The sequence below is a fragment of the Burkholderia sp. WP9 genome, assembly GCF_900104795.1.
Taxonomy (GTDB): Bacteria; Pseudomonadota; Gammaproteobacteria; order Burkholderiales; family Burkholderiaceae; genus Paraburkholderia.
In genome coordinates, this window is the sequence record NZ_FNTG01000001.1 from 1,780,213 (window position 1) to 1,799,327 (window position 19,115).

The 19,115-nt window shown below is 64.4% G+C and carries 16 protein-coding genes; 4 read left to right on the plus strand and 12 right to left on the minus strand.

The annotated features are described in order from the left end of the window. The 8 genes from BLW71_RS08040 to BLW71_RS08075 form a co-directional block, all read right to left on the minus strand. Nucleotides 1–1,062, minus strand: a complete 1,062-nt coding sequence (locus tag BLW71_RS08040; protein ID WP_091794828.1) for a type II secretion system F family protein — start codon at nucleotides 1,060–1,062, stop codon at nucleotides 1–3. Next, nucleotides 1,055–2,461: a TadA family conjugal transfer-associated ATPase gene (locus BLW71_RS08045; protein WP_091794831.1), complete on the minus strand. Its 1,407-nt coding sequence runs from the start codon at nucleotides 2,459–2,461 to the stop codon at nucleotides 1,055–1,057. The genes BLW71_RS08040 and BLW71_RS08045 overlap by 8 nt, the downstream gene beginning before the upstream one ends. Before the next feature lie 3 nt (nucleotides 2,462–2,464). Next, on the minus strand, nucleotides 2,465–3,706 hold the full coding sequence (locus tag BLW71_RS08050; RefSeq protein WP_091794834.1) for a fimbrial protein: 1,242 nt from the start codon (nucleotides 3,704–3,706) through the stop codon (nucleotides 2,465–2,467). 132 nt (nucleotides 3,707–3,838) lie between these two features. Next, nucleotides 3,839–5,254: a type II and III secretion system protein family protein gene (locus BLW71_RS08055; RefSeq protein WP_091794838.1), complete on the minus strand. Its 1,416-nt coding sequence runs from the start codon at nucleotides 5,252–5,254 to the stop codon at nucleotides 3,839–3,841. A 42-nt stretch (nucleotides 5,255–5,296) separates the two neighbouring features. After that, nucleotides 5,297–6,247 carry a Flp pilus assembly protein CpaB gene (cpaB, locus tag BLW71_RS08060; protein WP_091794841.1) on the minus strand — a complete coding sequence of 317 codons (951 nt, stop codon included), beginning with the start codon at nucleotides 6,245–6,247 and terminating at the stop codon, nucleotides 5,297–5,299. Nucleotides 6,248–6,338: 91 nt separating this feature from the next. Continuing rightward, entirely contained in the window at nucleotides 6,339–6,836 is a 498-nt protein-coding gene (locus tag BLW71_RS08065) for a TadE/TadG family type IV pilus assembly protein (RefSeq protein WP_091794844.1), read from the minus strand. Further along, a complete protein-coding gene (locus BLW71_RS08070; protein WP_091800584.1) occupies nucleotides 6,833–7,333 on the minus strand; it encodes an A24 family peptidase in 501 nt (166 codons plus the stop codon). Before BLW71_RS08070 ends, BLW71_RS08065 begins: the two co-directional genes overlap by 4 nt. 160 nt (nucleotides 7,334–7,493) lie before the next feature. Further along, a complete protein-coding gene (locus BLW71_RS08075; RefSeq protein ID WP_091794848.1) occupies nucleotides 7,494–7,661 on the minus strand; it encodes a Flp family type IVb pilin in 168 nt (55 codons plus the stop codon). A gap of 656 nt (nucleotides 7,662–8,317) precedes the next feature. Between BLW71_RS08075 and BLW71_RS08080 the strand changes: the two genes are divergently transcribed. The 4 genes from BLW71_RS08080 (at nucleotide 8,318) to BLW71_RS08095 (ending at nucleotide 14,165) form a co-directional block, all read left to right on the plus strand. Next, on the plus strand, nucleotides 8,318–9,865 hold the full coding sequence (locus BLW71_RS08080) for a collagen-like triple helix repeat-containing protein (protein ID WP_091800587.1): 1,548 nt from the start codon (nucleotides 8,318–8,320) through the stop codon (nucleotides 9,863–9,865). Between the two features lie 177 nt (nucleotides 9,866–10,042). Continuing rightward, nucleotides 10,043–11,428, plus strand: coding sequence for a collagen-like triple helix repeat-containing protein (locus BLW71_RS08085; protein ID WP_091794851.1), 1,386 nt, complete (start codon nucleotides 10,043–10,045; stop codon nucleotides 11,426–11,428). Nucleotides 11,429–11,710: 282 nt separating this feature from the next. Then, on the plus strand, nucleotides 11,711–13,420 hold the full coding sequence (locus tag BLW71_RS08090) for a ShlB/FhaC/HecB family hemolysin secretion/activation protein (RefSeq protein WP_091794854.1): 1,710 nt from the start codon (nucleotides 11,711–11,713) through the stop codon (nucleotides 13,418–13,420). Nucleotides 13,421–13,679: 259 nt separating this feature from the next. Continuing rightward, on the plus strand, nucleotides 13,680–14,165 hold the full coding sequence (locus BLW71_RS08095; protein WP_091794857.1) for a DUF2147 domain-containing protein: 486 nt from the start codon (nucleotides 13,680–13,682) through the stop codon (nucleotides 14,163–14,165). A 206-nt stretch (nucleotides 14,166–14,371) separates the two neighbouring features. On the opposite strand, the gene BLW71_RS08100 is transcribed toward BLW71_RS08095, so the two are convergent. From BLW71_RS08100 to odhB, 4 genes are all read right to left on the minus strand, one after another. Then, the gene (locus BLW71_RS08100; RefSeq protein ID WP_091794861.1) at nucleotides 14,372–14,821 is read right to left on the minus strand and encodes a transposase; all 450 of its coding nucleotides are present in this window, start codon (nucleotides 14,819–14,821) and stop codon (nucleotides 14,372–14,374) included. A 160-nt stretch (nucleotides 14,822–14,981) separates the two neighbouring features. Beyond that, nucleotides 14,982–16,079: a cell division protein ZapE gene (zapE, locus tag BLW71_RS08105; RefSeq protein WP_091794865.1), complete on the minus strand. Its 1,098-nt coding sequence runs from the start codon at nucleotides 16,077–16,079 to the stop codon at nucleotides 14,982–14,984. 95 nt (nucleotides 16,080–16,174) lie between these two features. Continuing rightward, nucleotides 16,175–17,605 (minus strand): dihydrolipoyl dehydrogenase, encoded by a 1,431-nt coding sequence (gene lpdA, locus BLW71_RS08110; RefSeq protein ID WP_091794868.1) that lies wholly within the window; start codon nucleotides 17,603–17,605, stop codon nucleotides 16,175–16,177. A gap of 150 nt (nucleotides 17,606–17,755) precedes the next feature. Next, nucleotides 17,756–19,048, minus strand: coding sequence for a 2-oxoglutarate dehydrogenase complex dihydrolipoyllysine-residue succinyltransferase (gene odhB / locus BLW71_RS08115; protein ID WP_091794871.1), 1,293 nt, complete (start codon nucleotides 19,046–19,048; stop codon nucleotides 17,756–17,758). Nucleotides 19,049–19,115 lie beyond the last annotated feature (67 nt).

Here is a 19,115-nt window from a genome sequence, read left to right on the forward strand (position 1 = left end):
TCAATTCCTCAGGTTCGCGAGGCGATACAGCAGATAGGCCCCGCCCAGCTGCAATGCAAACGCCAGATAGACCAGTTGCCGGCCGGTCGGGTCGAACCACATCGACGCGAAATACTTAGGATTGGAGAGGATCAGGAAACCGCCGATGCCGACCGGCAGCATGGCCAGCACCCACGACGAGAGCCGCGTTTCCGCCGACATCGCGACCAGTTCGCGCTCGGCGTGTTCGAGGTCGCGCATGAACGAGGCCATCCGTTCGAGCATGACATCGGCGCGGCCGCCGTATTTGACCGACAGACGCAGCACGGCGCCGACCAGTTCGAGTTCGCGCACGCCATAGATCAGCGCGACCTGGGAGAGCGCGCGATCGATCTCCACGCCGGTGCGCAGCATTCGCGACACGTAGTCGAGGCATTCGCGCAGCGGCGCCTCGGTGGTTTGCATCGCGGCCTGGAAAGCCGCGGGCACGCTGTTGCCGAGCGTGATCAGACGCACGATGCCGTCGAGAAACAGCGGCAACTGCCGCACGATCTGCTGACGGCGTTTGTTTACGCGCAGCGTCAACAGAAAATAGAAGAACATCACGCAGGCGATCAACGCGGCGCCGGCCGCGAGCACGCCGCCTGCCAGCGCGGCCCAGCCGCACAGCAGCAACACCACGGTGCCCGCGAGCGCGGCCGGCGCTTTTGCATTGGCAATGCCCGCACGCGCCATCGCGTGCCGCACCATGAAACGCACGCGCGCCTGCAGATAACGCCAATACTCGAGCCAGCCAGCGTCGGCAGACGGTGCCTGCGGAGCGATCACGGCCTGCGTCGCGACGGCGCGCGCGGGGCCGCCACGCGCACCGCTTGCCAGGCCGCTGCCCATCCCACCCGCAGCGACGCCGGCCGCCATGGGGGACGCCCCAAACGAACCCCCGTTAGGCGACGCCATGCGGCTGTCGATATAGCGTTCCGCGCTCACCTGGCCTTTGCGTTGCGCGCCGCGCTGCCAGAGCAGCAATGCGAGCGCCGCGCAGAGCAGCGCAAGCGCCGCGAAGACCAGGACCGCGCTAGACATTGAAGCCTCCGCCAAACCCGCCACCACCACCGCCGAAGCCGCCACCGCCGCCCGATCCGCCAAAGCCGCCGCCGAAGCCCGCGTTGCCGAACGCATTGTTTGCCTCGCCGCCGCCGAGCGCCTGGCGGAAACGCGCCAGCTTCGGCGAATGCGGATGAATGCCGAGCGAGACCCAGTTGTCGAGCTCGTCGCCTTCGGCGGTCAGGATCGGCTCGTAGCGATACAACTCCTGCGTGGCGATGATGTTGTCGGACAGCCCCGTCACTTCGGTGATCGACAGGATCCGACGGCGGCCGTTGGAGAGCCGGCCGATCTGCACGATGAAGTCGATCGCATTGGCGATCTGGCGGCGCAGGCTCGACTCGGTGCCCTGGAAGCCCGCGAAGCCCGCCAGCATTTCGAGCCGGTACAGACATTCGCGCGGCGAGCTCGCGTGCACGGTGCCCATCGAGCCGTCGTGCCCGGTGTTCATCGCCTGCAGCATTTCGAGCACCTCGCCGCCGCGCACTTCGCCGACGATGATGCGGTCCGGCCGCATCCGCAAGGTATTGCGCAGCAGGTCGCGAATCGTCACGACGCCCGCGCCGTCGAAGCCGCCCGGCCGGCTTTCCAGCCGCACCACGTGCGGATGGTTCAGCGACAGTTCGGCGGTGTCCTCGATGGTCACGACCCGCTCCGGCTCAGGAATATGAAACGCCAGCGCATTGAGCAGCGACGTCTTGCCCGAGCTCGTGCCGCCCGACACCAGCACGTTGCAGCGCGCCGCCACCGCGGCTTCGAGCAACGCGCCGATCTCCGGACTGTAGGTGCCGTTGCCGAGCAGATCGTCGGGCCGCATCGGATCTTTACGGAATTTGCGGATCGAGACGATCGGTCCGTCGATCGAGAGCGGCTCGATCACCACGTTCACACGGCCGCCGTTCGGCAGACGCGCATCGACCATCGGATTCGATTCGTCCAGACGTCGGCCGATCGGCGCGAGAATGCGCCGCACGATCCGCAGCAGATGCGCGTTGTCGGCAAAGCGCACCTGAATGCGCGTCAGAATGCCGTGGCGCGACACGTACACGTCGTTGTAGCCGTTGATCAGAATGTCTTCGACGGCCGGATCGGCGAGCAGATCCTCGATCGGACCGAAGCCCGCGAGTTCCTTGGTCAGCGCCTCCGCGATCAGGCGCACTTCGCTCTCGTTGATCGGTATGCGGCGCAGCCTGACGAAGCTGTCCATCTCCAGATCGACGAACTGGTTGATCGCGTTACGCGACCAGCGGCCGAACTCGGAGCCGAGTTCCTCGATACGCGTGAGCAGATGTTCGTGCGCCGCGTTCTTGATGTCCTGGAACTGCTGGCTATGCGCGAACGAAGGCGCGTCGTCGGCAAATTCGATTTCTTTTGCCATCGTCTATGACCGCTTGTGAGTGGTTGGAATGAGGCGCTTGAGCGCGCCGAGAGCCGATTTGCCGCGTGCCTGCGAAGCGGTGCGCGCGGCGCCGCCGAGCCGCTCGATCAACGGTTCGAGCGCGCGCACATACGGATCGCGCGCGGCGACATCGACCAGCAGATGCCCCTGATTGACCGCCTGCCCAAGCGCGATACGCCGCTCCGGCAAGGTGGCGAGCAATGGAATGTCCAGACGTTGCGCGATCTGCGCGGCGGCGAGACCGAGATCGGCGTCGAACTTGTTGACGATCAGCTGCACGTTCGAGGTATCCACGCCCTCTTCACGCAACGCGTCGAGCACGCCGACTGCCGATACGATCGAGGCCACGCCCTGATCGCACAGCAGCCAGGTTTCATCGGCGGCCTGCACGACATGGGCGATGAACTCGCCATTGGTGAAGCCGCCGAGATCGACGATCTGCTGGTCGAAGAACGCCCGCAGGCGGCTCAGCAAACCGATCGACGACGAGTACGAGACCTCGCGCATGTCCGCCAGATTCGGCGGCAGCGTGGTGAGCGCGAGGCCGCTCGCGTGGTGCGACAGCGCGGTATGCACGAAGGTCTGATCGAAGCGGCGCAGGTTGCGCACGGCTTCGACGAAATTGAATTCACTGCGCGTATTCAGGAGCAGCGACGCGTCCGCGGCCGGCAGGCCGAGATCGAGCAACGCCGCTTGCCGGCCCTGCGCGACATCGCGCCGTTGCAGCATCACCGAAAGATTCGCGGCCAGCGTGCTCACGCCCATGCCGACGCGCGCGCCCAGCAGCGCGGTGACATGGCCATGGCGGCTAACCGGCTCGACAAGGTTGTCGAGCACCTGGCGCGTGATTCGCAGAGCGTCTTCGCGGGGCGCCGTCAGATCGATGAAGTCGCGCACGCCGGCACGCAACGCGGCCAGCGCGCTTTCGGGTTCCGCGAGCGAGCCCAGCGCGACGATCTGCATGCTGGGATAAGCGGTGCGCACCGCGCTCGCGGCAGCGCTCGCCGCCGCGGCGCGGCCGCAGGAAAAATCGACGAACACCAGCGACGGATTCAGCGTCGCGATGCGCTGTGTCAGCATCGACGGATCGAGCGTGGCCACTTCGACCACACCGGCGCCCACCAGCGTATCGGCGAGCCAATGCACGTGTTCGTCGGTTAGCGACGCGAACACGAAATAGTCGGTGACCGCCCGTTCAGTCAATGAATGCGTTCTCGCGTTCATGTTGGACTTCCTTATGCGGCATAGGCGACAAAGCCCCCGCGTCGTACTGCTTGCCGGCGGACGCGCGCGGTTCGCGCGCACGCCGGCTCACCCCTGTATTCATCCGGCGCACTGCAAGAGCGCCTGCCGGCTTCACTTCGAAAATCCCGGCGACGAATCGCGCGCCGCCACGCCGCCGATCAGCGAGCGCCACACCGGCCCATTGCGCTGCTCGGACTGCTCGCCCGGCGTCGACGGCAAGGTCGCGCCCTTGGCGAGCGGCGAGACCAGATGCGGCGTCACGATGATCACCAGCTCTTTCTCGTTCTGCTGGTAGTTCAGCTGTTTGAAGAACGTCCCGATCACGGGAAGGTCGCCGAGCAACGGCACCTTCGAGACATTCGACGCCGTCTCGCGGTCGATCAGCCCGCCGATCACGAAGCTCTCGCCATCGCCGAGTTCGACGGTGGTGTCCGCTCTCCGCGTGATGAACGCGGGCACCGACACGCCGCTGATCGTCACCGCGTTGGCGAAGTCCAGCTGGCTCGCCTCCGGCGCCACTTTCAGGGCGATGCGCTGCGGGCTCAAGACGGTCGGCGTGAGCGTGAGTCCAATGCCGTACGGCTTGAATTCGATCGAAGTCGTACCGAGCGCCTGCGGCACCGGAATCGGCACCTCGCCGCCGGCGAGGAAACTCGCGCTCTGGCCTGACAACGCGACCAGAGTCGGCTCCGCGAGCACCCGCGCGAGGTTGTTGCTCTCGAGCAGACTCAGGTTCGCGAACAACCCGTGCGTCGCGGAGTTGAAAATCAGGTTGAACGCCGACGAGATCGGCGTCACGCCGGTCAGACTCGGCGCCTGGCCCGCCGTCGCCGACACGGAAGTCAAAGCCGACGGCGCGAACGAACCAAATGTGAAGCCGTTGTTCTGCTTGAAGAAGTTGAAGCCCACTTCCTTCAACACCGAACGGCTGAACTCGACCACCCGCACGTCCACCTGGACGACTGCGCGGCTCGCCACCCTGGACGTGTCGAATACCGAACCGTCCTTGCCGAGCGAGCCCTCGGCCGTGACCACGGCGCGCTGGTGAGCCTCCATCGTCGCGGACGTGCCGGACACCACGGCCGTGCCGCCGAGCACTTTCACAGCCGGCGTGTCGGGTCCCAGCAACGACGCGGCGGCCGGTGTGGTCACGTCGACCGTGTATTGCAGCGGCGCTTCGCGCTCGCGCGCCCACAACATCAGGTTGGTCGTCCCCGCGGCCTTGCCGACCAGCAGCACGCCGCCGCGCTTGTCGCCCTTGATGATCAGCACGTCGGCCACCGACGGGTCGCCAATCGCGACACGTTGCAGCGTGTGGCCGACGGCGATTTGCTGCTGCGCGCCGACCGTCAGCGCAATGGTCTGCCCAGGCGCGGCGGTCGCTGGCTGGGCCGATTGACCCGCTTGTGCCGCTTGTGCCGCTTGCCCGCGCTGCACCGGCCCCGCTGCATCGGTCGCCGCCGATACGGCCAGCAAGACCACCCCCAGCCACGCCGTCTTGCGGAAAACAAAAATCCGTTCTGTCATGTAGTTATGGACGCGACCGGCCGCCCGCTCCCTGAAACTGCTTTACCAGGCGACCGTCTCGGCGCGCCCACCCCGTATCACTTCGATACCGCTCTTTGTACTGTTGGTATTGCCGGCCACGCGCGTCGGCAGCACGCGCGGAAGCGGCGGCAGCCGTGCGGCGGCGCCGGCGCTGCCAGCGTTCACGCTGCCCGACAAGGTGTCGAGCGCCACGCCGGCTGCGGCGCGGGTCGAATCCTGAAGCGGCGCGCCAGTGCCCGCCTGGGCCGCCGTCTTCAGCACGCCCGGATAAGCCGGCAAAACGCTTTGATCGACTACTTCGGCATCCTTTGGATTACGCAACGCGAAGATCAGACGGCCGGCGCTCTCGGCGAGCGTTAGACGATCCACATCGGCGACCGGCACGGCGAGCACCGCCGTTCGAACCATGCCGTTCGGATCGCCCGCACTGTCGCCGCTCGCGGTGGCGTTGCCGAACGCCAGCACGCGCACTTTCGACATCAGCAGACGCGCCTGGGTCCGGTCGATTTCGCCGCCGTTCCCCATGCTGCCGCCGTCGCGCTTGAGCGTAAAAAATACGTCGACGAAATTGCCCGGCCGCAGACGGTTGCCGACCGCGTTGCCTTCGTCCACCCTTACGGCGAGCGCGCGCTCGCCCGGTTCGACGCGCTCCGCGAGCCCCGACGACAACTGGCTTTCCAGCACTGGCGAGTCCGCGCCGATCTCCGCGTTCGGCACGCGCCCGGCCAGTTGCGCCGGCTCCGTGAAGGCGCCGTTCGGATTGATCGGCAGCGATTGCACGCGCAGATCGTCGGGGGTAATGGCTTTGCCCGCCGTCAGCGTGCGGGTCGCCACCACCACCGGAAAACTCGCATGCGTGGCGGGCGTGACGGCCACGGGCGCCGGGCGGCGCGACAGTGTCCACGCGAACATCCCGAGCACGAGCGCCACCACGATCAATACACCGGCAAAAATTCTGGTCAGATTCGGCATGACGATGGGCTGCTTCGATTAAACGATGCGGTGCCGTGCGCGCGTGCAATCACGCATTCACGGACGACGAGGCATGGAGCCGGCGCGCGCGTCACTGGATGTTCTCCGGATTGAGTTGTACGGTGGCGCTGCTCGACAACGACTTCGGCACCACGATTCCCAGCAGCGGCAGGATCGGCACGATCGGATTCGCCTGATAGTTATAAGTGAGCAGCACGTTCACGCATTGCATGGCGCCGCCCGGCCCGCACGTCGCGGAAGACGGCGTGCATTGCATGGCCTGCACCAGTTTCGAGGCCACCAGCTTGGCCGCCGCGCAGGCCGCATTGCCGCGGTTGGTCAACGCGGTTTGCAGCGACGTGTTGCTCTGCCAGTTCAAGGCCGCGCGCGCGCCCTCTTCCGCGGCCAACGTCAGATTCTGCTGGGCCACGAGGATCAGGCTGAACGTGATGATCGCGTACAGGATCGCGAAGAAGAGCGGGAACACCAAGGCGAATTCAATCGCCGTGGCACCGCGCTGCGCCCGCGCTCCGCATTGATGGATTCGTTGGTGTTGCAAACATGCGCGCTGCATCGTGGCGGGCTTCATCGCAGTCCTCCGGCCATGCCATGCAGCACGAGCCAGCCGCTCGCGGCCACGGTGAGACACGCGGCGTACGGCGTGGATGCTTTACCGGCAAGTTCGAAGGTCGCGCCGGATCGACGGACAAGACTCATGAGCCGCGTGCGCGTCTTGATCAGCAGCCAGAGCGCATGCACGCCGGCTGCAAGACTCGCGGCCATCCACAGACCGGGCAACGCCTGCATACCGCACCACGCACCCAGCACGGCGAAGATCTTGACGTCGGCGGCGCCCATGACACCGAGCGCAAAAAACGGCAGCAACGCAGCGAGACCAATCAGTGCCCCAATACCCGCGTGAGCAGGGGAAATGCCGAAAGGCCCGCATTTAAATAGCGCGCAGCCGAATGCCGCGGCTAAACCCGCCACGACAATCGAATTGGATATACGCCGCCAGCGGCAATCGCTAATCGCGACTACCGCGGCCCAGGCGATAAATAACATAATGCCAACGAAAACATTCATTTCGCGCTCGACAGGCAAAGCTACGCCCTGCGAATTGCAATGCAATTCGCATTAATCATTCAGCGATGCGTAATACGTCAGCGAAACGAGCGGCCGCCGGAACGACGACCGCTACGCCCAACCGCTTTGCATAACGCTTACGGTTTGCCCTTGACGATCATTACGTGGTGATCAGGCTGGCGACTTTGTTCATCACAGTCGAGATATTCGAGCCGACAGTCCCCACCGCCCCAGCGATGACGAGCACGACAAGCCCCGCGATCAGGCCATATTCAATGGCGGTCACGCCTTTGTTGTCGTTCAGAAAACGTTGTGTGAATTTTTTCATGTGAACCCTCGGACTTCATTTATTTCATTCGTGTACGTGCTGCATCGGTCGGTGGAGTACCCGAGTGCGCGAACCGTTGGTCTCTCATTCCCGGTTCTTTTGTTGCACCGCAGTAGCTTCACCTTGCAGCCGCCGTCAGTAAAACGGATGCTTATGAGCTGTCTGTTCGATAAGCCACCTCCCTCGTCAATCTCCGATGCTTTCGGGTTTTATAGCCGAACAATGATATTTAAGCAATTGTTCGCTGCCCCGATGCTCGTCACGTGTGCGTTTTATCCGCTCGATCAGATTAACGGCAGTCCGTGCGTTGCAGCACATAGGTATAACCATGAGTTAGATTCGCTCCACTAATTATTTGTTTGAACAGAACGTTTCAAGCGCGCGGACCCGTTTCGCGCACCTGCGTTACGTCGTACAGCGTAACGGCGCGCGCGGCTCGTTACGTTACGCCGCCTGCGTAACCACCCCCGCGCATCGCATTTTGCGAGCCCATTCTGATTCAGCGCGCATTCCATCAACTTCTCGCAAAGCCTTATCGGATAAGGCGCGGCGCGACACCTCGAGAAAATCCTCCGCATCGCTCAAGCGAAATGGCACGGCTCGTGCAGAGATAGGCACGCAGCAACATCCAACAACACATGCGATTCGAGGGCGACATGAACATTCAAACGACCAACACGACGATACGGGCAACCCTGATTGCGGCCAGCGTAGCCGCGATGCTTTCTCTCGGTGCTTGCGGCGGCTCCGGCAGCCTGAGTTCCGGCACCGGCAGCAACGGTAGCGGCTCCGCGGGAGGCACACTGTCCACCTCGGGTGGCGGCAGTGGTTCGATGGGTTCGGGCGGCTCGGGCTCGGGCTCGGGCACCACCACCGGCAGCAACGGCTCGGGAACGTCGGGCACGGGAACAGGCAACGGAACCGGAACGGGAACGGGCACCACCGCGGTCGCCAACGCGCTCGGCACGGTCGCGGGCAATACGGGCGGCGTGGTCAGCGACGTCGGCTCGACGGTCGGCAGCATCGGCACCGTGATCGGCTCGCAGACCTTGCCCGGCGTCAGCTCGCAAACCACGCAGGCCGCCGGCGGCATCGTCCAGCAAGTCGGCGCGGCCGTGTCCACGCTCGGCGGCGGGGTGTCGCAAGGGCTCGGCCAACTCGGCACCGGCGGCAACGCGGTCGGCACGACGGTCTCGAGCCTGGGAGGGGTCGTGGGTCATGTCGGCGGCGCGGTGACGGATGCGGGCAACCTCGTGACGAGCCTCGGCAGCGGCCCGCTCGCTCCGCTGTCGGCGATCACCTCGCCGCTCGGCGGCGTCGTCAACACGCTCGGCGGCGCGCTCACCAATGGCGGCAGCACGCTCACCACCGCCCTCTCGACGGGCCCGGTCCAGCAAGTCACGCAAACCCTCAGCACCGCAATCACGCCGATTACGTCGATGGTCGCCGCGACCACGCAGACGGTCGGCAACACCACCGGCCTCGGCGCACCGCTGAACGGCCTGCTCTCGGCGGTCGGCGGCGGTCTCGGCAAAGCCGGCGCGCTGTTGACCGCGACCGGCGGCAACCCGGTCACGGCTGCACTCGGCCACACGGTGACCGACACCGGGACGACAGTCGCTTCGGTGGGCGGCCTGCTCACGGGTGGCAGCGGCGGCAATCCGCTCGCTCCGCTGACCAGCGCACTCGGCGGCCTGACCGGCGGCACCAGCAGCGGTCCGCTCGCTCCGCTGACCAGCGCGCTCGGCGGCCTGACTGGCGGCACCAGCAGCGGTCCGCTCGCTCTGGTGACCGGCGTGCTCGGCGGCCTGACCGGCGGCACCAGCAGCGGCCCGCTCGCTCCGGTCACCGGCGTGCTCAGCAGCGTGACAGGCGCAGTTGGCGGCGCAGCCAGCGGCGGCAGCCCGCTCGCACCCGTCACCGGCCTACTTTCGAGCGTGACGAGCGGCCTCTCCGGCGCGGCAGGCGGCAGCAGCGGCCCGCTCGCTCCGGTCACCGGCTTGCTGACGAGCGTGACGGGCGCGCTTGGCAGCGTCACGACCACGGCGAGCGCCACGCCGACTACGACGACCACGGCCGCCTCCACCAGCTCGGGCGCAGGTCTGTCGCTGTCGACCAGCACGGGTAAAGGCACGACAGGCAATCCGCTCGCACCGGTGACCTCGCTCGTCGGCGGCCTGCTCGGCGGATTGGGCAAGAAGTAAACAGGACGTTCGGAAACAGCACAAAAACGTAGCGCGAGACCAAGCCGGAGCGCGGCCCGCCAGCCGTGCTCCGGCACTACCCGAAGCCGACTGAACTGGGCGCGCCGCTCAGACACCCGTTGCACCGGCGCACTGAAACCAACGCACACGACATCCAGAAGACACGGAGGAGCACACATGTCCACTCAACGTTTTTTTTCTCTCCACGCGACGTGCGCGACTGTGTCGTCGTTGCGCACACCATTGATCGCCGTGGCCGTCGCCGGCCTGCTCGCGGCGTGTGGCGGCAGCACCGTCAGCGCGCCGCCGACCACCTCGAGCACCGGTAGCGGCAGCGGCTCCGGCTCGACCACCGGCGGCACCACCACCACCAAGACCGGCACCACCGGCCTCGCCACCGCGGCCGCACAGACCACCAACGACCTCGGCTCGACGATCGCCTCGCAGACCATTCCGGGCCTGAGCCCGCAGGTCACGCAAGGTCTCGGCAATGCCGTATCGAGCACGAGCGGCACGCTGAACGCGCTCGCCAATGCCGTGAGCAGCGGCGTCGGCCAGACCGGCACCACGGCCAACCCGGTCGGCACCACGGTTGCCGGACTCGGCTCCGTGGTCGGGTCGACGAGCGGCGTCGTGCAAGGATTGAGCACCGCGGTCGGCGGTCTCGGCAGCGGCAATCTCGCGCCGCTGTCGCCGCTCACGACACCGTTGGCCAGCACCCTCTCCACCGCCGCAGGCGCACTAAACGCCGGAGGCGCGACACTCGGCAATTCGCTCGGCTCGGTGCCCGTGCAGCAGATCACGCAACCGATCAGCACCGCCATTACGCCGATCGTGACAACGGCCGGCCTCGTCACGCAAACGGTCGGCACGCAGACCGGCCTCGGCGCACCGCTCGGCGGCGTGCTCGCGCAAGTGGGCGGCGCGTTGAGCGCCGCCGGCTCGCAAGTAGGCGGCGCCACGAAGAACCCGCTCGGCGCCGATCTCGGCACGGTGGTCGGCTCGCTCGGCAACACGGTGACGAATGCTGGCGGCCTCGTCAATCCGAACGGCCCGAACGGCGCCATGCCGATTCCCGGACTGATTACGAGCCTCGTCGGCAGCACGAACGTCAACGTCGCCAATGGACCGCCCGCCAGCAGCAATCCGTTCGGCCCGCTGCAAAGTTCGCTGGCGAGTCTCGGACTTGGCAGCAATCCGGTCGGCTCGTTGTCGACGCTGCTCGGCGGCACCCCGCTCGCCGGCCTGACCTCGGCGCTAAGCGGCACGCCGCTGGGTTTGCTGACTTCCGGCCTGAATGGCACGCCGTTGAGTTCGCTGACTTCGACGCTGGGCGGTTCGGGTAGCGCTTCGAATCCGTTGTCGACGCTGACCGGCGCGCTGTCCGGCGTCACGAGCGGCACTTCGGGTAGCAGCGCTCAGCCGCTCGCGCCGGTGACCGCACTGGTCGGCCAGTTGACCGGCACGCTCAGTTCCGCGGCAGGCTCGACGAGCGGCTCGGGCACCGCGACGGGCGGCTTGACGACCCTGCTCGGCGGCTTGCTGCCGGCAACCCATAAGTAGTAAGCCTAACTGTCTTGCGGCTATCGCACGCATCATCTATCCGATGAGACTTGCTCCACGAAAGCTCATCGGATGGAGCCTGAAGCCGCGAATAGCCAATGCGCATAAACAGTCAGATTCATCACGTGCTCCGGTTTTTTCGGCGAAGGCTCAAGCCCCCCGGAGCATGTGACGTAATACATGCAAGCATGGCAGTATGCATCGAGCCACATATAAGCGTTCGCAACCCGCCCGGCCAGGCAACGTGAGCGCGACACAAGAACGGCATACGAGGAAGATCCGATGAAACTCGGGTATGGCAGCACATGGACCGTCGTCGTCGCCGCGATTGCGGCGAGCACCCTACAGATGCAGGCACACGCGCAGTCCCGCGCGGGCAGCACGGCAGTTGGCGGCAATCCCCTGGATTCGCTGCCGCAGATCAAGGCGCCCGACAAAGGGCCCAACGTGACCGTGCAAGTCGCACCGCAAGCCCCCCAACTCGAAGAATTGCTCGCCCGCCACATCACGCCCTCGCGCATTCAGGTTGAGGGCGTGAAGTCCATTCCATTCGACGACGTCGCACAACGCTTCACGCCGCTCGTCGGTAAAGACACGACAATCGGCGATCTGATCCAGGTCGCCAACGGCGTCACGAAGCTCTATCAGGATCGCGGCTTCGCGCTCTCGTTCGCGTTTGTTCCGGCGCAGACATTCGAAGGCGGCGTGGTGCGCGTGACGGTGGTGGAAGGCTACGTGTCCGCGGTCAAGGTAACGGGCAAGGCGGGCGCCGTGGAAGACAAGATCCGCGCGATCGCCGACCACATCACCGCCGACCGCCCGTTGCGGCGCGCCACCTTCGAGCGTTATGTCAACGTGCTGGGCCTGCTGCCGGGCGTGAAGGTCGCGGCCAACGTGCCGCCGCCGCAGAACACCGACGGCGCCACCACACTCGAACTGAACGTGGAGCGCAAGCCGTTCGACGTCAGCACCGGGATCGACTTCAATCACCCCGGCGTACAAGGATTGTTGACCGCCACCGAAAACGGATTGACCTCGTTCGGCGAACAATTGAGCGTGTCGGCCTTGCTGCCGAAGGGGCGTGACAACGTCACCTATCTCGCCGCGCACGGCGCGGTGCCGATCGGCAGCAACGGCCTGCTCGCGAAGATCGACGCCTCGCACTATCGCGGCAACCCGACCGACAACCCGGGACTGCCCTCTTCGATCGAACGCACGGTCATCAACGACAAGGTGGGCGGCTCGCTGGCCTATCCGATCCTCTTGAGCAACACGCAGAGCGTGATCGGCACGGCGTCGGTCTACGCGTCGCACGACGAGGATCGCTACAACAACCACGACACGGGTGCGCAGATCGGCTTCCGCTCGCAAATACGCGTCATGCAGTTGCAGGCCGACTACACCGGCGTGCAGACCGGCCAGGTACGCCGTGCGAGTGTCAACGTGGCCAAGGCGTTCGACATTCTTGGCGCGTCGAAATCCGGCGACTCGAATGTGCCGGGCTCGCCCGTCACCAATCCGGCGTCGATCAACTTCGTGCGAACAGGCGCCAGCTTTTCGCAAACCAACGAGTGGCCGTTGAAGATCGGCACCGCGGTCTCGCTGACCGGCCAATACAGCGGCGTGTCGCTGCCCACCTCGGAACAGATCTCGTTCGGTGCGCAGCGGTTTGCGCAAGGCTATCAGCCGGGCGAAGCATCGGGCGATTCAGGCTGGGGCGCGATGTTCGAAGTCAATCGCGCTTTCACGCCGGGCTTCACGTATCTACGCACGCTCACACCCTACGTCTCGTTCGACATGGCGCGCGTCTATCTGCATGCGGGTACGCCCTCACCTTCGAAGCTTTCATCGATCGCCTTCGGCTTCCGGATCTCGGACGCGAAGTACTACAGCCTGGATCTGTCGGTGGCCAAAGCGATTGGCGATGCACCGGTGGAAAGCGCGTCACGCAGTCCGCGCATCAACGCGACGTTCTCCTACCAGCTGAACTGATTCGCCAAAGTGCCGCGTCCTGATTAGAGGGTCCACTATCAAACGGCGCGCGCACTTTCACGTATTCTGCGCTGACGATGTCGCGACCGGTGGCGCACGAGCTGCAATCCGCACGTAGCGCACCCAGCCGGACGATGCAGAACCTGAGAGGCCATGCAGACATCAGCAGGCATCACGGCGGCAAAGTACGAAGGCCGCCCGAGATGCCAATAACGCCGCGCGACCATGATCGCGCCGTCTTTAATCAAGGAGGAAGACAATGACGCAATTCACCCACCGTGCTCGCGCAATCGCGCTTCGCTCAGTCAAACATGCCGCGCTCGCCGGCGTCCTGCTCGCCAGCGCCGTGACGGCCATGGCGCAAGCCGACAGCCCGGTCGGCACGTGGCAAACCATCGACGATCACACCGGCCAGCCCAAAGCGCTCGTGCAGATCGCGCAGGACGGCAGCGGTTCGCTGAATGGCAAGGTGATCAAGGGACTCGGCGCGAACGACCAGCCGGATCGCCGCTGCACGGCGTGCACCGACGCGCGCAAGGATCAGCTGATTCTCGGCATGACGATCATTAGCGACATGAAGAAGGACGGCGACGCCTGGGACCACGGGCAGATCCTCGACCCGGAAAACGGCAAGCTCTACAAGTGCAAGATGCACCTGGAAGACGGTGGAAACAAACTGGTCGTGCGCGGCTATATCGGCGTTTCGTTGCTGGGCCGTTCGCAGACGTGGGTGCGTCAACAATGATGCGCGGGTAGTTCAGATGTAACGCGGCGAGCTCGGCGCGAGGTGCGCGCCTATGCGCCGAAGCACCTGGCAGCGCCCAGGCCACACCGCGAGAGAAATACAGGGGACTTGAGCGCGGAAGAACCCGAGAGAGACTCACAAGAAACGGCCGACGATCATCATCGTTCGGCCGTTTTCTTTTGTTTGGAGTCGCCCGTTCGAATCCGTCATGCAGCGTGTTTGAAGGGCGAATTGAACACGAACGGCGAGGACGGCAGCGGCTGCGGCGATGCCGGGCTGAACACCGCAGGCGAGACGACCGCCGCTTTTTGTGTTTCGGCACTCTTCTGCTCCGCACTCACGTGCGAGCGCATCCGACCTTCCATGAGCGCGCACAACTCGACGCTCGCCGCGCCGAACAGTTGTTCCATCACCCGTTTGAGTACGCCGGACTCATACCACGCCTTGAAGCGGCGATGGCAGGTTTGATACGACGGGTATCGACGCGGCATGGCGGACCAGGTGGCGCCGCTGTACATGACCCACAGCACGCCGTTCAGTACCGAGCGCGTATTGGCGAGCGGCCGGCCACGCAGTTCCGAGCGCGGACGCAGTTCCGGCAGAAGAGGTGCGATACGTTGCCATTCTTCGTCGTTGATATCACGGTAGGGATTCATGGTTTCTCCTTTGTCAAAACCTCGACAAAAGATAGCCAGTCGCCCGCGGCCGGAGAATAAGACCAATCCGAATCTTGAAAATACGCCGGGTGCAGTTGCCCCGTTCGCCAATGCCGTGCGATCTATCGCGAAAGCACCGCCAGCGGTACCACGCGGTGTGTCAGGTCAGCGACGTATCGACGATCCGCCGTGGCGCGTCGAGATACTCTTTCGACTGCATTTCGACGATACGTGAGACCGTTCGGGTGAACTCGTTCGCCATCGGACCGTCCACATACAGTTGCTCGGGCGGCACGGCGGCGGACATCAACAGTTTCACTTTGTGGTCGTAAAACACGTCGATCAACCAGGTGAAACGGCGCGCTTCCGAAGCCATGCGAGCCGACATCTGCGGCACGCCCGAGAGCACCACGGCGTGAAAGCGGCTTGCCAGTTCCAGATAGTCGTTCTGCGAGCGCGGACCGCCGCACAACGTGGCGAAGTCGAACCACACGACGCCGTCGGCGCGGCGCAGCGCCTTCAGCTCGCGTTTTTCGATATGCAGGATCGGGCTCTCGTCGGGAACGGCGGCAAGGCGACCGAATGCATCGCGCAATGCTTTGTCGGCGGCCGCGCCAAGCGGCGAGTGATATACCTCCACCTGAGCCAGGGTTCGCTGCCGGTAGTCGATGCCCGCATCGACGTTGATCACGTCGAGCTTTGCCTTGATGAGTTCGATCGCCGGCAACATCCGGTCGCGATGCAGTCCGTCCGGATACAGGGTGTCCGGATCATAGTTGGAGGTCATCACGAACTGCACGCCGTTTTCGAACAGCTTGTCGAGCAGGCGGTACAGGATCATCGCGTCGGCGATATCCGACACGTGGAATTCGTCGAAACAGATCAGGCGGTAGCGCTTTGCGATCCGGCGCGCGAGTTCGTCGAGCGGATCGGCCTGGCCTTTCAGATCTTCTAGTTCCCGGTGCACTTCGCGCATGAACTCGTGGAAATGCAGACGCGTTTTGCGATGCAACGGCACGATCATGTAGAAGCTGTCCATGAGGAAGCTCTTGCCGCGCCCTACACCGCCCCACATATACACGCCGCGTGGCAGATCCGGGTGGATGATCAGTTTCTTGAACGCGTTCGAGCGGCGCGACTTGTATTCGGTCCACTCTTCATAGCACCGCTGCAGACGGTCGACCGCCGCGCGTTGCGCCGGGTCCGATTGGTAACCCCGCGTCTGCAGTTCTTTTTCGTAGTATTCGGTGACGTTCATCGTGTTGCCGTTGCTGCAAATAGAAAGGCGGGAGGGAATGAACCCGCCCGCCTTCGTGGTAATGCCGGAGTACTGTCAGTCAGGCGTGCGCGTGATTACATGTTCAGCGCGCGCTTGTCGACGGCCAGTGCCGCCTCGCGCATGACTTCCGACAGCGACGGGTGCGGATGGCAAATGCGGCCGATGTCTTCCGACGCCGCCTTGAATTCCATCGCCACCACGGCTTCCGCGATCAGGTCCGATGCGTTGGCCGAGATGATGTGCACGCCGAGCAGTTCGTCGGTCTTCGCGTCGGCGATCATCTTGACGAAACCATCCGCCTTGTTGATGCCCAGTGCGCGACCGTTCGCCATGAACGGGAACTGACCCGTCTTGATCTCGCGGCCTTCGGCCTTCAGCTGCTGCTCCGTCTTGCCGACCCATGCGATTTCCGGTTCGGTGTAGATCACCCACGGAATGCAGTTGTAGTCGATATGCGGCTTCTGACCGTCGATGATTTCGGCAACCAGCACGCCTTCGTCTTCGGCCTTGTGCGCGAGCATCGGGCCACGCACCACGTCGCCGATCGCGTACACATTCGGCACCGCCGTTGCGCAGTGGTCGTCGACGTCGATGAAACCGCGCTCGTTGGCCTTCAGGCCGATCGCTTCGAGACCGAGGTTGTCGGTGTTCGGCACGCGGCCGATCGACACGATCAGGCGGTCGGCTTCCAGCGTCTGCGCGTTGCCGTCCTTGTCCGTGTACGCAATCGTCACGCCGCTGTCGGTCGTCTTCACTTCGCCGACCTTCACGCCGACGTGGATGTCCAGACCCTGCTTCTTGAACTGCTTGGCCGCTTCTTTAGCCAGCGCCTGATCAGCCGCGCCGAGGAATTCCGGCAGCGCTTCGAGCACGGTCACTTCCGCGCCCAGACGACGCCACACCGAACCCAGTTCCAGACCGATCACGCCTGCGCCGATCACGGCCAGCTTCTTCGGAGCCGTGTCGAAGCTCAGCGCGCCTTCGTTATCGGCGACGATCTTGTTGTCGACCGGAATGTTCGGAAGATGGCGTGCCTTCGAACCCGTGGCGATGATCACGTTCTTTGCCGTGACCACTTCGGTTTCGCCTTCGCCGCTCACTTCGATCTGCACGCCGGCGTCCGTCTTGCCGGTGAACTTGCCGTGACCCTTGAGCCACGTGATCTTGTTCTTGCGGAACAGGAATTCGATGCCCTTCGTCATCTTTTCGACGATGCCTTCCTTGCGGGCCAGCATCTTCGAGATATCGACCTTCACGTTTTCCACGGAGATGCCGTGGTCGGCGAGGTGATGCGACGCGTTTTCAAACTCTTCCGACGACGCGAGCAGCGCCTTCGACGGAATGCAACCCACGTTCAGACACGTGCCGCCGAGCTTCAGCGCGCCGGCCGGGTTCTTCCATTTTTCGATACATGCGACGGTCTTGCCGAGCTGCGCTGCGCGAATAGCGGCGATATAACCGCCAGGGCCTGCGCCGATCACGACGACGTCAAATTCTTTGGACATGACAATCCTTTTGAGGGCGGAACGGCGCGCGGCCACGCTTCGTGGCGCGCGGCGTTCCTGTACTGCGGAATGCGAAAGACGTGTTGCTTGCCTGATGCTTATATGGTGCCGGCTCGCCCTACGACAAGCCGGTACCGGCCGGGCCGGTGATTACAGGTCCAGCAGCAGGCGAGCCGGATCTTCCAGCGCATCCTTCATGGCGACCAGCGACAGCACCGCTTCGCGACCGTCGATGATCCGGTGGTCGTACGACAGCGCCAGGTAGTTCATCGGGCGGATCACGATCTGGCCGTTTTCGACCACAGCGCGTTCCTTCGTGGCGTGCACGCCCAGAATCGCGGATTGCGGCGGGTTGATGATCGGGGTCGACAGCATCGAACCGAACACACCACCGTTCGAGATCGAGAACGTGCCGCCGGTCATTTCTTCGATCGACAGCTTGCCGTCTTTCGCCTTCTGGCCGAATTCGGCGATCTTCTTCTCGATGTCGGCAAGGCTCAGCTGATCCGCATTGCGCAGGATCGGCACCACCAGACCGCGCGGCGAACCGACCGCGATACCGATGTCGAAGTAGCCGTGATAGACGATGTCGTTACCGTCGATCGACGCGTTCACCAGCGGGAACTTCTTCAGCGCGTGAACCGCCGCCTTCACGAAGAACGACATGAAGCCGAGCTTCACGCCATGTTCCTTCTCGAACTTGTCCTTGTACTTGTTGCGCAGGTCCATCACCGGCGCCATGTTCACTTCGTTGAACGTGGTCAGGATGGCGTTGGTTTGCTGCGACTCGAGCAGACGCTCGGCGATACGAGCGCGCAGACGCGACATCGGCACGCGTTGTTCCGGGCGGTCCTTCAGCCATTGGTCAGCCGAAGCCGGCGCCTTGACGTCCGGCAGCGACGGCTTCGCAGCCTTCGGTGCGGCGGCCGGAGCCGGTGCCGGTGCCGGTGCGGCCTTGGCAGCAGGAGCGCCCGCGGTCAGCACGTCACCCTTGGTGATGCGGCCGTCGCGGCCCGTGCCGGCGACGTCGCCCGCGCCCAGGCCCTTCTCGGCCATCAGCTTGCCGGCAGCCGGCGAAGCAGCGGTGTTCGCACCCGTTGCGGATGCGGCTTGAGCTGCCGGCGCCGGTGCAGCGGCGGGTGCCGGTGCGGCTTGCGGAGCGGGCTTCACTTCGGCTTCGACAGCAGCGGCGCCTGCCGTGCCTTCGGTGTCGATCTTGGCGATCACCTGATCAGCTACGACGGTATCGCCGTCGTTCGCGATGACTTGCGCGAGCACGCCGGCCGAGGGTGCCGGCACTTCGAGCACGACTTTGTCGGTCTCGATTTCGATGAGAATTTCGTCTTGAGCAACAGCCTCGCCGGGCTTCTTCTTCCACTGCAGCATCGTGGCTTCCGAAACCGACTCGGAGAGCTGGGGAACCTTGACTTCAACAATAGCCATTATGAATATCCTGAATACGTATCGGGTGACGGCGCGCGATCCATGGATCCGCCGACCGCCTGCGAAC

Bases quoted from the DNA above. Each gene is read 5' to 3' on its own strand.
- BLW71_RS08040 (WP_091794828.1), bottom strand. From the start codon at position 1,062: ATGTCTAGCGCGGTCCTGGTCTTCGCGGCGCTTGCGCTGCTCTGCGCG.
- BLW71_RS08045 (WP_091794831.1), bottom strand. From the start codon at position 2,461: ATGGCAAAAGAAATCGAATTTGCCGACGACGCGCCTTCGTTCGCGCAT.
- BLW71_RS08050 (WP_091794834.1), bottom strand. From the start codon at position 3,706: ATGAACGCGAGAACGCATTCATTGACTGAACGGGCGGTCACCGACTAT.
- BLW71_RS08055 (WP_091794838.1), bottom strand. From the start codon at position 5,254: ATGACAGAACGGATTTTTGTTTTCCGCAAGACGGCGTGGCTGGGGGTG.
- cpaB (WP_091794841.1), bottom strand. From the start codon at position 6,247: ATGCCGAATCTGACCAGAATTTTTGCCGGTGTATTGATCGTGGTGGCG.
- BLW71_RS08065 (WP_091794844.1), bottom strand. From the start codon at position 6,836: ATGAAGCCCGCCACGATGCAGCGCGCATGTTTGCAACACCAACGAATC.
- BLW71_RS08070 (WP_091800584.1), bottom strand. From the start codon at position 7,333: ATGAATGTTTTCGTTGGCATTATGTTATTTATCGCCTGGGCCGCGGTA.
- BLW71_RS08075 (WP_091794848.1), bottom strand. From the start codon at position 7,661: ATGAAAAAATTCACACAACGTTTTCTGAACGACAACAAAGGCGTGACC.
- BLW71_RS08080 (WP_091800587.1), top strand. From the start codon at position 8,318: ATGAACATTCAAACGACCAACACGACGATACGGGCAACCCTGATTGCG.
- BLW71_RS08085 (WP_091794851.1), top strand. From the start codon at position 10,043: ATGTCCACTCAACGTTTTTTTTCTCTCCACGCGACGTGCGCGACTGTG.
- BLW71_RS08090 (WP_091794854.1), top strand. From the start codon at position 11,711: ATGAAACTCGGGTATGGCAGCACATGGACCGTCGTCGTCGCCGCGATT.
- BLW71_RS08095 (WP_091794857.1), top strand. From the start codon at position 13,680: ATGACGCAATTCACCCACCGTGCTCGCGCAATCGCGCTTCGCTCAGTC.
- BLW71_RS08100 (WP_091794861.1), bottom strand. From the start codon at position 14,821: ATGAATCCCTACCGTGATATCAACGACGAAGAATGGCAACGTATCGCA.
- zapE (WP_091794865.1), bottom strand. From the start codon at position 16,079: ATGAACGTCACCGAATACTACGAAAAAGAACTGCAGACGCGGGGTTAC.
- lpdA (WP_091794868.1), bottom strand. From the start codon at position 17,605: ATGTCCAAAGAATTTGACGTCGTCGTGATCGGCGCAGGCCCTGGCGGT.
- odhB (WP_091794871.1), bottom strand. From the start codon at position 19,048: ATGGCTATTGTTGAAGTCAAGGTTCCCCAGCTCTCCGAGTCGGTTTCG.